Below are 13603 nucleotides of genomic sequence, written 5' to 3' on the forward strand. Positions count from 1 at the left end.
GTTATCGGTCAATTGGTATTCCGGTCACTTCTGACCGGAATACTTTGCCTGGATCTCGGTGGCGACGTTCGACGGGACCGGCGCGTAGTGATCGAAGGTCATCGTGTACTGGGCGCGGCCCTGCGACATGGAGCGCAGGTTGTCGACGTACTTGAACATGTTCGCCAGCGGAACGTTCGCGTTGATGACAACAGCGATACCGCGGCTTTCCTGGCCCTGGATCTGGCCGCGACGCGAGTTCAGGTCGCCGATGACGTCGCCGACGTAGTCTTCCGGCGTCACGACTTCAACCTTCATCATCGGCTCGAGGAGCTGAGCACCGGCTTCGCGGGCAGCTTCACGGAAGCATGCACGAGATGCGATTTCGAAGGCCAGAACCGACGAGTCAACGTCGTGGAAGGCGCCGTCGATGAGGGTCGCCTTGACGCCCAGCATCGGGAAGCCAGCCAGCGGGCCGGACGACAGAACGCTTTCGATACCCTTCTGAACGCCGGGGATGTATTCCTTCGGAACAGAACCGCCGACGATCTTGGATTCGAACTTGAAGTCTTCGCCATCGGGGTTCGGTTCGAAGATGATCTTGACGCGTGCGAACTGACCAGTACCACCCGACTGCTTCTTGTGGGTGTAGTCCTTTTCCGTCTGACGGGTAATCGTCTCGCGGTAAGCAACCTGCGGAGCACCAACGGTCGCTTCGACCTTGAACTCGCGACGCATGCGGTCGACGAGAATGTCGAGGTGAAGTTCGCCCATGCCGGCGATGATCGTCTGACCGGATTCCTGGTCAGTCTTCACGCGGAAGGACGGGTCTTCAGCAGCCAAGCGGTTGAGCGCGAGGCCCATCTTTTCCTGGTCGCCCTTGGTCTTCGGCTCGATCGCGATCTGGATGACCGGCTCGGGGAATTCCATGCGCTCGAGGATAACCGGCTTCAGCGGATCGCAAAGCGTATCGCCAGTGGTGGTTTCCTTGAGGCCGGCGAGAGCAACGATGTCGCCCGCGAAGGCTTCTTCGATGTCTTCACGCGAGTTCGAGTGCATCTGCAGCATGCGGCCGACGCGCTCGCGCTTGTCCTTGACCGTGTTCATGACCGACGCGCCCTTCTCGAGCTTGCCGGAGTAGATGCGGGCGAAGGTCAGCGAACCGACGAAGGGGTCGTTCATGATCTTGAACGCGAGCATGGAAAGCGGCTCGGCGTCGTCAGCATGACGCTCGATTTCGGCTTCGGTCTTGAAGTCGATACCCTTGATTGCCGGGATGTCCATCGGCGACGGCAGGTAGTCGACAACGGCGTCGAGCAGCGGCTGAACGCCCTTGTTCTTGAAGGCGGTGCCGCAGAACATCGGGTGGAACTTGACGTCGATCGTGCCGCGACGGACGAGCGCGCGGATCTGATCGTTGTCGGGCATGGTGCCTTCGAGGTAGGCTTCCATCGCGGCTTCGTCGATCTCGACAACGGTCTCGATCAGCTTTTCGCGATATTCGGCAGCCTTTTCCTTCAGGTCGTCAGGGATTTCGACGACGTCCCACTGAGCGCCGAGCGACTCGTCGCGCCAGATGAGAGCGTTCATCTCGATCAGGTCGACAACGCCCTTGAACTCGGACTCTGCGCCGATCGGGAGCTGCATGACAACCGCGGTGGCGCCGAGACGGGTCTTGATCATTTCTACCGAGCGGTAGAAGTCAGCGCCGGTCTTGTCCATCTTGTTGCAGAAGATCATGCGCGGAACGTTGTACTTCTCAGCCTGACGCCAGACGGTTTCCGTCTGCGGCTCTACGCCGGCGTTGGCATCGAGAAGGGCAACAGCACCGTCGAGAACGCGCAGCGAACGCTCGACTTCAATGGTGAAGTCGACGTGGCCGGGGGTGTCGATGATGTTGAAGCGACGCATCTTGCCGTCGCGACCCTTCCAGAAGGTCGTGGTCGCAGCGGACGTGATCGTGATGCCACGCTCCTGCTCCTGCTCCATCCAGTCCATCGTGGCGGCGCCATCGTGCACTTCGCCGATCTTGTGCGACTTGCCGGTGTAGTAAAGGATACGCTCGGTCGTCGTCGTCTTGCCGGCGTCGATGTGCGCCATGATACCGAAATTACGGTAGTCTTCGATTTTATATTCGCGAGCCATAATGGACTGCCTTTCGGGAACCGTTCGGGATTACCAGCGATAATGCGAGAACGCACGGTTGGCATCAGCCATCTTGTGCGTGTCTTCGCGCTTCTTGACGGCGCTACCACGGTTGTTGGATGCATCGAGAAGTTCGCCGGAAAGGCGATCGACCATCGTCGTCTCATTGCGCTTGCGGGCGGCAGTGATCAGCCAGCGAATTGCGAGGGCCTGGCGACGCTCGGGACGAACATCGACCGGAACCTGGTACGTAGCACCACCAACGCGGCGCGAACGGACTTCTACGTGCGGAGCAATGTTGTCGAGGGCGGCATGGAAAACAACCAGCGGCTCCTGCTTCGACTTGCTCGCTACGGAGTCAAATGCGCCGTAAACAATGCTTTCAGCGACGGACTTCTTGCCGTCAAGCATGATCGCATTCATGAACTTGGTGACGATGAGATCGCCGAACTTCGGGTCCGGGTTGATCTCGCGCTTTTCTGCTCTGTGACGTCTGGACATACTTCTCGTCTCTTAACCGTTAAGGCGCTTTATCACGCGGAGGACCTCACGCAGCGCCGAATTTACAAAAGTCCGAATTACTTCGGACGCTTCGCACCGTACTTGGAGCGGCGCTGCTTGCGGTTCTTGACACCCTGGGTATCGAGAACGCCGCGGATGATGTGGTAACGCACACCCGGCAAGTCCTTTACGCGGCCGCCACGGATCATGACGACAGAGTGTTCCTGCAGGTTGTGACCTTCGCCAGGAATGTAGCCGATGACTTCGAAGCCATTGGTCAGACGGATCTTGGCAACCTTACGGAGAGCCGAGTTCGGCTTCTTCGGGGTCGTGGTGTAGACGCGGGTGCAAACACCACGCTTCTGCGGGTTTTCCTGCAGAGCAGGAACCTTGTTACGCTTTACGTTTGGCTGGCGCGGCTTGCGGATCAGCTGGTTTACGGTAGGCATTCAACCATCCCTTACGTTTAAATCTCAAACCCTTGCGGGCGTAACTCACGCCGTCTCCGGCAAGATCACACGCCTGTCTCAATGCGCAAAACGTGGCCCGATCTGTTTTAGCAGATGGACCACAAAGAGCAGAGGACGCAAAAGAAATGCGTCATGCGTGCAGGCAACATATCTTCAACGTGCGTTTCGAACCTTGTTTGAGGTGATATCGAGGGCGTGTCGCCCCAGATGGCCATGCCTCACATGGGTTCCGATGGCGCGGGTACTACTGGTTTCCCGTCGTCTCGTCAAGGCTGTTAACAAATAATCTTCCCGGGAAGGCCTTGAAACGCGGCCTTTCAGCCCTCGCCCGGACCTTTTAGACAAAATCGCGTGCGGTGGCCAAGATAAACTTGGGCATTGCAGCGAAAGCGGCTAAGGAATCACAGATTGCACAGGCCAAGTGCCTGAAATGAGATTCAAATCTCGAATCGAAGGACGAAGAATGATTACCAGCCCCGACAACGACAACAACAACGAAGGCCCGATGGTCTTCATCATCATCGGCAAGGGATACGAAACCGATGGCGGCGAAGGCGTCGATCTGCACATCATGCTGAAGGCGGCCGACGACGACAGCGCGGTTCGCGAGGCGCTGAACGCGTTGTCGGAGGAGGGTTTCATCGAGGCCGACCTGGACCAGATCGGCATGCTGACCGACATTCCGGAAGAAGAGCCGCACGCATCCGCCTACAAGGGCGCGGTCGAAGGCGAAGTCGCGATCATCCGCTTCAGCTGAGCCCGAGATGATGGAGCCGGATGCGCTGAAGGTGCTGATTTACGCCACTTCGGGCGACCGGCTTCTCGTTTTCGACGAACCGGACTTTCCCGACGTGCTCTGGCAGGTGCCGGGCGGAACGGTGGAACCCGAAGAGGATGTGGCCGAGGCCGCCGTCCGCGAGTTCGTCGAAGAGACCGGATTGACGCCGCCCAATCCCCTCATTCCGCTTGCCGTGCACGACTACCGGTTTTCGCTGAAGACCGGCGGTATCATATGGCATCGCCGGCACTACTATCATGTCGAGCTCGTTGACGGCCATGCCGAGACATGGCTGCATCATGAACTGACGCCGTTCAGCGGCGGCGACCCCATCCAGTTTCGCTTCTTCTGGATCGACTTCGCGCAAGCGAAAGCCCGGCTCGGCTACGGCATGGAACACTGCCTGCCGATGATCGACTGATCGCCGCGCCCTCCCCGCTCCCGACTTCGACGGCCTGAAACGACAAAACCGCCCGGATCGCTCCGGGCGGTTTTCAATTCCTGATACCTGGTCCTGGGACCGGGCGCCGATTACTCGGCGGCCGGTGCGCTTTCGCCAGCCAGATCCTGAAGCATCGGGGTCGCGACATCGGCGCCCGTGCCCTTGCGGCGTTCCTCGAGGATCAACTCGTCGCGCGACGTCGCGATACGGCGGATCTGGGTCATCGTGCCACCGGTACCGGCCGGGATGAGGCGGCCGACGATGACGTTTTCCTTCAGACCCTGCAGGCCATCGGTCTTGCCGGCGATCGCCGCTTCCGTCAGCACCTTCGTCGTTTCCTGGAAGGACGCGGCGGAGATGAAGGACGGCGTCTGCAGCGATGCCTTGGTGATGCCGAGAAGAACCGGCTCGCCATAGGCAGGCTTCTTGCCCTGTTCGATCAGGCCGTCGTTGACGTCCTCGAGCTCGATACGGTCGATGTTGTCGCCGACGATATAGGTCGAGTCGCCCGCATCGGTGATTTCCACCTTCTGCAGCATCTGACGGACAATCACTTCGATGTGCTTGTCGTTGATGACAACGCCCTGCAGGCGGTAGACTTCCTGGATTTCGTTGACGAGGTACGAAGCCAGAGCTTCGACGCCCTTGATCGCCAGGATGTCGTGCGGCGCGGGGTTACCGTCGAGGATGTAGTCACCCTTTTCGATATAGTCACCTTCCATCAGATGGAACGGCTTGCCCTTCGGGATCAGGTACTCGACCGGCTCGACACCGTCTTCCGCCGGCTCGATGATGACGCGACGCTTGTTCTTGTAGTCGCGGCCGAGGCGGATCGTACCATCGATCTCTGCGATGATGGCGTGGTCCTTCGGACGACGAGCTTCGAACAGTTCGGCAACACGCGGCAGACCACCGGTGATGTCCTTGGTCTTGGCGCTTTCCAGCGGCGAACGTGCAAGCACGTCACCCTGGGAAACCTTCTGACCGGGCTCGACCGACAGGATGGCGTCAACCGAGAGCTGGAAGCGGGCATCGGCACCGCGCGGCAGCTTCATGACGCTGCCGTTGGCATCCATGATGACGATCGACGGCTTGAGGTCCGAACCGCGCGGGGTCGAGCGCCAGTCGATAACCTGACGCTTGGTGATACCCGTGGATTCGTCGGTCGCTTCCAGAACGGAGAGACCGTCGACCACGTCCTCGAACTGAACGATACCCGAGACTTCCGTCATCATCGGACGGGTGTACGGATCCCACTCGGCCAGACGCTGGCCGCGCTTGACCTTGTCGCCGTCATCGACGTGCAGCTTGGAACCGTAGGCGACGCGCTGCGAAGAGCGTTCTACGCCACGCTCGTCGAGAATGGTGACCGCCATGTTGCGGCCCATTGCAACGAGAACGCCGTCAGAGTTGCGCAGCAGGTTGCGGTTCTTCATCTGCACGGTACCTTCGTACGATGCTTCGAGGAACGACTGGTCGACCACGTTCGCCGTACCACCAAGGTGGAACGTACGCATGGTGAGCTGCGTGCCCGGTTCACCGATCGACTGCGCGGCGATGACGCCGACGGCTTCGCCCATGTTGACCGGTGTACCGCGAGCGAGGTCGCGGCCGTAGCAGATCGAGCAAACGCCGGTCTGAACTTCGCAGGTCAGTGCCGAACGGATACGGATCGACTGGATACCAGCCTTCTCGATCTCGATGACATCGGGCTCGAGGATCATCTTGCCGGCATCGACGATACGTTCGCCGGTAACCGGATGATCGATATCGTCAAGCGCCGTACGACCGAGAACGCGAACACCAATCGACGCCACGACCTGACCGGCATCGACGATGGCGGTCATGGTGAGGCCCTTGTCGGTGCCGCAATCCACGAGGTTGACGATGCAATCCTGCGCGACGTCGACGAGACGACGGGTCAGGTAACCCGAGTTCGCCGTCTTCAGAGCGGTGTCCGCAAGACCCTTACGGGCACCGTGGGTCGAGTTGAAGTACTCGTTGACGGTCAGACCTTCCTTGAAGTTCGACGTGATCGGCGTCTCGATGATTTCACCCGACGGCTTGGCCATCAGGCCGCGCATGCCGCCCAGCTGGCGCATCTGGTTCGGAGAACCACGGGCACCGGAGTGCGACATCATGTAGATGGCGTTCATCGGCTTCTGACGACCGGTGCTCGGGTCGAACTCGACAGCCTTAATGCGGGCCATCATGTCCTCGGCGACCTTTTCGGTTGCCTTGCCCCAGGCGTCAACGACCTTGTTGTACTTCTCGCCCTGAGTGATCAGGCCGTCGTTGTACTGCTGCTCGTATTCCTTGACCAGGTTTTCGGTGTCGCCGACGATCTTCGCCTTCGAGTCCGGGATAACCATGTCGTCCTTGCCAAACGAAATGCCGGCGCGGCAGGCGTGGGTGAAGCCGAGCTGCATGATGCGGTCGCAGAAAATGACCGTGTCCTTCTGGCCGCAATGGCGGTAGACCGTGTCGATCATCTTGGAGATGTTCTTCTTGGTCATTTCCTGGTTGCAGATGTCGAAGGTCACCTTGCCGTTCTTCGGCAGGAGTTCGCCGATGAGCAGACGGCCAGGGGTCGTTTCATAGATCTTCGAGTAGGGCTTGCCATCCTCGTCGATCGACTTGAAGCGGCCGCGGATCTTGGAGTGCAGCGTCACGACCTTGTTTTCAAGCGCGTGATGCAGCTCGCCGAGGTCGGAGAAGGCCATGCCTTCGCCCGGCTCGTTCTGGTTCATGATCGCGAGGTAGTACAGGCCGAGAACCATGTCCTGCGACGGGACGATGATCGGTGCACCGTTTGCCGGGTGCAGGATGTTGTTCGTCGACATCATCAGGACGCGGGCTTCGAGCTGGGCTTCGAGCGACAGCGGCACGTGAACGGCCATCTGGTCACCGTCGAAGTCGGCGTTAAAGGCCGTGCAGACGAGCGGGTGCAGCTGGATGGCCTTGCCTTCGACCAGGATCGGTTCGAAGGCCTGGATGCCCAGGCGGTGCAGCGTCGGTGCGCGGTTCAGCAGAACCGGATGCTCGCGGATGACCTCGTCGAGGATATCCCAGACTTCCGGCTTTTCCTTTTCAACCAGCTTCTTGGCCTGCTTGACGGTCGAGGAATAACCCTTGGCGTCGAGGCGGGCGTAGATGAACGGCTTGAACAGTTCGAGCGCCATCTTCTTCGGCAGGCCGCACTGGTGCAGCTTCAGTTCCGGACCGGTCACGATGACCGAACGGCCGGAATAGTCGACGCGCTTGCCGAGAAGGTTCTGGCGGAAGCGGCCCTGCTTGCCCTTGAGCATGTCGGACAGCGACTTCAGCGGACGCTTGTTGGCGCCGGTGATGACGCGGCCACGGCGGCCGTTGTCGAACAGCGCGTCCACAGATTCCTGCAGCATGCGCTTTTCGTTTCGGATGATGATGCCAGGAGCGCGCAGTTCGATCAGGCGCTTCAGACGGTTGTTACGGTTGATGACGCGACGATAAAGATCGTTCAGGTCGGACGTCGCGAAACGGCCGCCATCGAGCGGAACCAGCGGGCGCAGGTCCGGCGGGATGACAGGAACGACCTTCATGATCATCCATTCCGGGCGATTGCCGGATTCCATGAAGTTCTCGACGATCTTCAGGCGCTTCATCAGCTTCTTCTGCTTGAGATCCGACGTCGTGTCGGCCAGATCCGAGCGCAGGTCGCCCGCGATCTTCTCAAGGTTCATCGATGCCAGCATTTCGAAGATGGCTTCAGCGCCGATCATGGCGGTGAACTGATCTTCGCCGTACTCGTCGACGGCAAGCATGTATTCTTCTTCCGTCAGGAGCTGGTGCTCCTTGAGCGCGGTGAGGCCCGGCTCGGTGACGATGTAGTGTTCGAAGTAGAGAACGCGCTCCACATCCTTCAGCGTCATGTCGAGCAACGTCGAGATGCGCGAAGGAAGCGACTTCAGGAACCAGATGTGGGCAACGGGAGCGGCGAGCTCGATGTGGCCCATGCGCTCACGGCGAACGCGCGACAGCGTGACTTCCACGCCGCACTTTTCGCAGATGATGCCCTTGTACTTCATGCGCTTGTACTTGCCGCACAAGCATTCGTAGTCCTTGATCGGTCCGAAGATGCGGGCGCAGAACAGACCATCGCGTTCAGGCTTGAACGTACGATAGTTGATCGTTTCCGGCTTCTTGATCTCACCATAAGACCAGGAGAGAATCTTCTCCGGAGACGCAATCGAGATCCGGATGGAATCGAAATTCTGCGCAGGCAGCTGCGGATTGAAAAGATTCATGACCTCTTGGTTCATGCCTGTCTCCTTCATGGGCTGAAAGCCCTCAAACTGCGATGGTCAGCGGCAAATCCCGGGCGCCGCGCCATGGCGAAAAACGACAATAACCGCAGAATGCGGCGAAATCGTCCCTTCCCGGCCAACACGTTACGGGGCCAGAGCTGGGACGGTGCGCGCTACATGGCAGCGCGCACCCTATCAGGTGGTTACTCGGCGGCGTCCGGCAACTGGCCGGTCTGCTGCTCGTCAACCTTCGAGTTCTCGAGCTCGACGGAGAGACCCAGCGAGCGCATTTCCTTGACGAGAACGTTGAAGCTTTCGGGAATACCCGCTTCGAACGTATCGTCGCCACGGACGATGGCTTCGTAGACCTTGGTACGGCCGGCGACGTCGTCGGACTTGACCGTGAGCATTTCCTGCAGCGTGTAAGCCGCACCGTATGCTTCCAGAGCCCAGACTTCCATTTCCCCGAAGCGCTGACCGCCGAACTGCGCCTTGCCGCCCAGCGGCTGCTGGGTAACGAGCGAGTAAGGACCGATCGAACGAGCGTGGATCTTGTCGTCGACAAGGTGGTTCAGCTTGATCATGTACATGTAGCCGACGGTGACCTTGCGGTCGAAGGGCTCGCCCGTGCGGCCGTCGTACAGAACCGACTGACCGCTTTCGTGCAGACCTGCCTTCTTCAGCATCGATGCAACGTCGGGCTCATGCGCACCGTCGAAGACCGGCGTTGCGATGGAGACACCCCGGCGGGACTGTTCGGCCAGCTTGACGAGCGCGTCGTCGTCGAAGTGGGCGACTTCATCCTTGGCCTGCGAAGCGTAGACATCCGTCAGCTCTGTCTTCAGGTCGGTGATGTCCATCGTCTTGCGGTATTCGTCGAGCAGCTCGCCGATCTTCTTACCCATGCCGGCGCAAGCCCAGGCAAGGTGGGTTTCGAGGATCTGGCCGACGTTCATGCGCGAAGGCACGCCCAGCGGGTTCAAGCATATGTCGACATGCGTGCCGTCTTCGAGGAACGGCATGTCTTCGACAGGCACGATACGCGAGACGACGCCCTTGTTACCGTGACGGCCGGCCATCTTGTCGCCCGGCTGGATCTTGCGCTTCACAGCGACGAAGACCTTGACCATCTTCATGACGCCAGGAGGCATTTCGTCACCGCGCTGGACCTTCTCGACCTTGTCCATGAAGCGCTGTTCAAGGCGCGACTTGGATTCGTCGTACTGGCCACGCAGAGCTTCGAGCTCGGACTGAACCTTCTCGTCCTCGACGGCGAACATCCACCACTGCGAGCGGGGATATTCGGAAACGACGGCGTTCGAAAGCTCGGTGCCCTTCTTGAAGCCCTTCGGGCCCGCGATGGCGACCTGGCTACGCAGCATGTCGATCAGACGGCCGTAGACGTTACGGTCGAGGATCGCCTGCTCGTCGTCGCGGTCTTTTGCAAGACGCTCGATCTCTTCGCGCTCGATGGCCATCGCGCGCTCGTCCTTTTCAACGCCGTGGCGGTTGAAAACGCGAACTTCGACGATCGTGCCGTAGGTGCCCGGAGGCATGCGCATGGAGGTGTCGCGGACGTCGGACGCCTTTTCACCGAAGATGGCGCGCAGAAGCTTTTCTTCCGGCGTCATCGGGCTTTCGCCCTTCGGCGTGATCTTGCCGACGAGGATGTCGCCCGGCTGAACTTCAGCACCGATGTAGACGATACCGGCTTCGTCGAGGTTCTTCAGCGCCTCTTCCGAGACGTTCGGAATGTCGCGCGTGATTTCTTCCGGACCAAGCTTGGTGTCGCGTGCCATCACTTCGAATTCCTCGATGTGGATGGACGTGAACACGTCGTCAGCGACGATGCGTTCCGACATCAGGATCGAGTCTTCGTAGTTGTAACCGTTCCACGGCATGAACGCGACGAGCGCGTTGCGGCCGAGTGCCAGATCGCCCAGGTCCGTCGACGGACCGTCGGCGAGAATGTCGCCGCGGTTGACAACGTCACCGACGGTGACCAGCGGACGCTGGTTGACGCAGGTGTTCTGGTTCGAACGCTGGAACTTCTGCAGGCGGTAGATGTCAACACCGGACTTGCCGGCATCGAGGTCTTCCGTCGCGCGGATAACGATACGCGTCGCGTCGACCTGGTCGACCACACCGCTGCGGCGGGCGCCGATGGCAGCACCGGAGTCGCGGGCAACGATCGGCTCCATGCCGGTGCCGACGAACGGAGCTTCGGCGCGCAGCAGAGGCACGGCCTGACGCTGCATGTTCGAGCCCATGAGAGCGCGGTTGGCGTCGTCGTTTTCCAGGAACGGGATGAGAGCGGCTGCGACCGAAACGACCTGCTTCGGCGAAACGTCCATCAGGTTCATGCTGTCGCGCGGAGCGAGCATAACTTCGCCGGCATGACGGCAAACGACGAATTCGTCGACGAACGAGCCGTCGGTGCCGAGTTCGGCGTTGGCCTGAGCGACGTAATACTTCGCCTCTTCCATGGCGGAGAGGTAAAGAACGTCGTTCGTCACCTTGCCATCGACGATGCGGCGGTACGGGCTCTCGATGAAGCCGTACTTGTTGACGCGCGCGAAGGTGGCCAGCGAGTTGATCAGACCGATGTTCGGGCCTTCAGGCGTTTCGATCGGGCAAATACGGCCGTAGTGGGTCGGGTGAACGTCGCGGACTTCGAAGCCCGCGCGCTCACGGGTCAGACCACCCGGGCCAAGAGCCGAGAGACGGCGCTTGTGGGTGATTTCCGAAAGCGGGTTCACCTGGTCCATGAACTGCGACAGCTGCGAGGAGCCGAAGAATTCGCGGACGGCAGCTGCTGCCGGCTTGGCGTTGATCAGGTCCTGCGGCATGACCGTGTCGATTTCGATCGAGGACATACGTTCCTTGATCGCGCGCTCCATGCGAAGCAGGCCGAGACGGTACTGGTTTTCCATCAGCTCGCCGACAGAGCGAACACGACGGTTGCCGAGGTTGTCGATGTCGTCGATCTCGCCCTTGCCGTCGCGCAGTTCGACCAGCATCTTGACCACGGCCAGGATGTCGTCCTTGCGCAGGACACGGACGGTGTCTTCGACTTCGAGGTCGAGACGCATGTTCATCTTGACGCGACCAACGGCCGACAGGTCGTAGCGCTCAGCGTCGAAGAACAGCGAGTTGAACATCGCTTCGGCCGATTCCATGGTCGGCGGTTCACCCGGACGCATGACGCGATAGATGTCGAATAGGGCGTCCTGACGGTTCTCGTTCTTGTCGGCGTTCAGCGTGTTGCGGATGTAGGCGCCGACATTGATGTGGTCGATGCCGAGAACCGGGATCTCTTCGAAGCCGTGCGACAGGATGACGGCGAGCGACTTCTCGTCGATCTCGTCACCAGCCTCGAGGTAGATTTCACCCGTCGAGTAGTTGACGATGTCTTCGGCGAGATAGTTGCCGTACAGATCTTCGTCGGTCGCCTGCAGAGCCTTGAGGCCCTTTTCGGACAGCTGACGGAGCAGACGCGGGGTCAGCTTCTTGCCGCCTTCTACGACGACTTCGCCGGTGTCGGCGTCGATCATGTCGCTGATCGTCTTCGCACCCTTGAGCGTCTCGGGCGTAAACGGAATGCGCCAGCCCTTGCCGTCACGAACATAGTCGGACTTGGTGTAGAAGGTCGACAGGATTTCTTCGCCATCCATGCCGAGCGCCATCAGCAGCGACGTTACCGGCAGCTTGCGGCGACGGTCGATACGGGCGTAGACGATGTCCTTGGCGTCGAATTCGATATCGAGCCAGGAACCGCGATACGGGATGACGCGCGCGGCAAACAGAAGCTTGCCGGACGAGTGGCTCTTGCCCTTGTCGTGATCGAAGAACACGCCCGGCGAACGGTGCATCTGAGACACGATAACGCGCTCGGTGCCGTTGACGATGAACGTGCCGTTGTTGGTCATGAGCGGCATGTCGCCCATGTAAACGGACTGTTCCTTGATGTCCTTGATCGACTTCGCGCCCGTATCCTCATCGATATCGAATACGATCAGACGGAGAGTAACCTTCAGCGGCGCGGCGTAGGTCAGGTCGCGCTGGCGGCATTCATCGACGTCGAACTTCGGCGGCTCGAACTCGTAGGACACGAATTCCAGCATGGAGGCGCCGGAGAAATCCGTGATCGGGAATACGGACTTGAAAACCGACTGAAGGCCCTCGTCAGGGCGACCGCCCTTGGGCTCTTCAACCATCAAAAACTGGTCATAGGACGCCTTCTGAACCTCGATGAGGTTCGGCATCTCCGTGACTTCTGGGATCTTACCGAAAAACTTGCGTACGCGCCTACGACCATTGAACGAAAGGGTCTGAGCCATCGTCGCTCCTTCAAAATTGCATCCGGGCCTGCAACGGACGGGAACCGATGGCCAGTCGACCCCGTCAACCAATGTGTGCTTCAAACTCGTCTCACTTCCCGAAATCACGAGGCCGGATTGCCTGCGCGTCTCGGTTCGAGACCATCCTCTTGAAGAACCCATTACCCAAAAGCCGTTTTCACGCGGCTTTTGGGTAATTCGTTCCGGAAAACGGCAAATGGGAGGCCGGAAACCCAGCCTCCCAGATGCAGTTCAAGATTACTTAACGTCGACCTTAGCGCCGGCGTCTTCAAGCTTCTTCTTGATGTCGGCGGCTTCAGCCTTGGAAACGCCTTCCTTGACAGCCTTCGGAGCGGCTTCAACGAGGTCCTTGGCTTCCTTGAGGCCGAGGCCGGTGATGCCACGAACTTCCTTGATGACGTTGATCTTGTTAGCGCCGGCGTCAGCCAGGATAACGTCGAACTCGGTCTTTTCTTCTTCAGCAGCAGCCGGAGCAGCGCCACCGCCAGCAGCAGCAACTGCTACCGGAGCAGCAGCGGAAACGCCCCACTTTTCTTCGAGAAGCTTGGACAGTTCTGCAGCTTCCAGAACGGTCAGCGAGGACAGGTCGTCTACGATCTTTGCGAGATCAGCCATTGTATCAATTCCTTATGTTCGGTTCG

Annotated in this window: 8 protein-coding genes; 2 read left to right on the forward strand and 6 right to left on the reverse strand. The window is 59.7% G+C overall.

From position 1 onward, the window contains the following. Nucleotides 1-24 precede the first annotated feature (24 nt). From fusA to rpsL, 3 genes are all read right to left on the reverse strand, one after another. Entirely contained in the window at nucleotides 25-2124 is a 2100-nt protein-coding gene (gene fusA, locus P3R82_RS18360) for an elongation factor G (protein WP_183899637.1), read from the reverse strand. 30 nt (nucleotides 2125-2154) lie between these two features. Further along, nucleotides 2155-2625 carry a 30S ribosomal protein S7 gene (gene rpsG / locus P3R82_RS18365; protein ID WP_037187151.1) on the reverse strand — a complete coding sequence of 157 codons (471 nt, stop codon included), beginning with the start codon at nucleotides 2623-2625 and terminating at the stop codon, nucleotides 2155-2157. Nucleotides 2626-2702: 77 nt separating this feature from the next. Beyond that, nucleotides 2703-3074 (reverse strand): 30S ribosomal protein S12, encoded by a 372-nt coding sequence (rpsL, locus tag P3R82_RS18370; protein ID WP_018902683.1) that lies wholly within the window; start codon nucleotides 3072-3074, stop codon nucleotides 2703-2705. Between the two features lie 484 nt (nucleotides 3075-3558). Between rpsL and P3R82_RS18375 the strand changes: the two genes are divergently transcribed. Then, nucleotides 3559-3852, forward strand: a complete 294-nt coding sequence (locus P3R82_RS18375; RefSeq protein WP_283194829.1) for a transcriptional regulator — start codon at nucleotides 3559-3561, stop codon at nucleotides 3850-3852. Nucleotides 3853-3862: 10 nt separating this feature from the next. Next, complete coding sequence (locus P3R82_RS18380) at nucleotides 3863-4294, forward strand: NUDIX hydrolase (RefSeq protein ID WP_283196374.1); 432 nt, start codon at nucleotides 3863-3865, stop codon at nucleotides 4292-4294. A 110-nt stretch (nucleotides 4295-4404) separates the two neighbouring features. Here the strand turns inward: P3R82_RS18380 and rpoC are convergent, their stop codons facing one another. From rpoC to rplL, 3 genes are all read right to left on the reverse strand, one after another. Then, nucleotides 4405-8616: a DNA-directed RNA polymerase subunit beta' gene (rpoC, locus tag P3R82_RS18385; RefSeq protein ID WP_183899635.1), complete on the reverse strand. Its 4212-nt coding sequence runs from the start codon at nucleotides 8614-8616 to the stop codon at nucleotides 4405-4407. A 188-nt stretch (nucleotides 8617-8804) separates the two neighbouring features. After that, a complete protein-coding gene (gene rpoB, locus P3R82_RS18390; protein ID WP_183899634.1) occupies nucleotides 8805-12941 on the reverse strand; it encodes a DNA-directed RNA polymerase subunit beta in 4137 nt (1378 codons plus the stop codon). Between the two features lie 258 nt (nucleotides 12942-13199). Continuing rightward, nucleotides 13200-13577, reverse strand: a complete 378-nt coding sequence (gene rplL, locus P3R82_RS18395; RefSeq protein WP_112536934.1) for a 50S ribosomal protein L7/L12 — start codon at nucleotides 13575-13577, stop codon at nucleotides 13200-13202. Nucleotides 13578-13603: the final 26 nt, after the last annotated feature.

This window comes from Rhizobium sp. AN80A, assembly GCF_030053015.1.
GTDB lineage: Bacteria > Pseudomonadota > Alphaproteobacteria > Rhizobiales > Rhizobiaceae > Rhizobium > Rhizobium metallidurans.

What these genes read in the sequence shown, in the direction of transcription:
- rpoB (WP_183899634.1), bottom strand. Translation starts at nt 12,941, where the DNA reads ATGGCTCAGACCCTTTCGTTCAATGGTCGTAGGCGCGTACGCAAGTTT.
- P3R82_RS18375 (WP_283194829.1), top strand. Translation starts at nt 3,559, where the DNA reads ATGATTACCAGCCCCGACAACGACAACAACAACGAAGGCCCGATGGTC.
- fusA (WP_183899637.1), bottom strand. Translation starts at nt 2,124, where the DNA reads ATGGCTCGCGAATATAAAATCGAAGACTACCGTAATTTCGGTATCATG.
- rplL (WP_112536934.1), bottom strand. Translation starts at nt 13,577, where the DNA reads ATGGCTGATCTCGCAAAGATCGTAGACGACCTGTCCTCGCTGACCGTT.
- P3R82_RS18380 (WP_283196374.1), top strand. Translation starts at nt 3,863, where the DNA reads ATGGAGCCGGATGCGCTGAAGGTGCTGATTTACGCCACTTCGGGCGAC.
- rpoC (WP_183899635.1), bottom strand. Translation starts at nt 8,616, where the DNA reads ATGAACCAAGAGGTCATGAATCTTTTCAATCCGCAGCTGCCTGCGCAG.
- rpsL (WP_018902683.1), bottom strand. Translation starts at nt 3,074, where the DNA reads ATGCCTACCGTAAACCAGCTGATCCGCAAGCCGCGCCAGCCAAACGTA.
- rpsG (WP_037187151.1), bottom strand. Translation starts at nt 2,625, where the DNA reads ATGTCCAGACGTCACAGAGCAGAAAAGCGCGAGATCAACCCGGACCCG.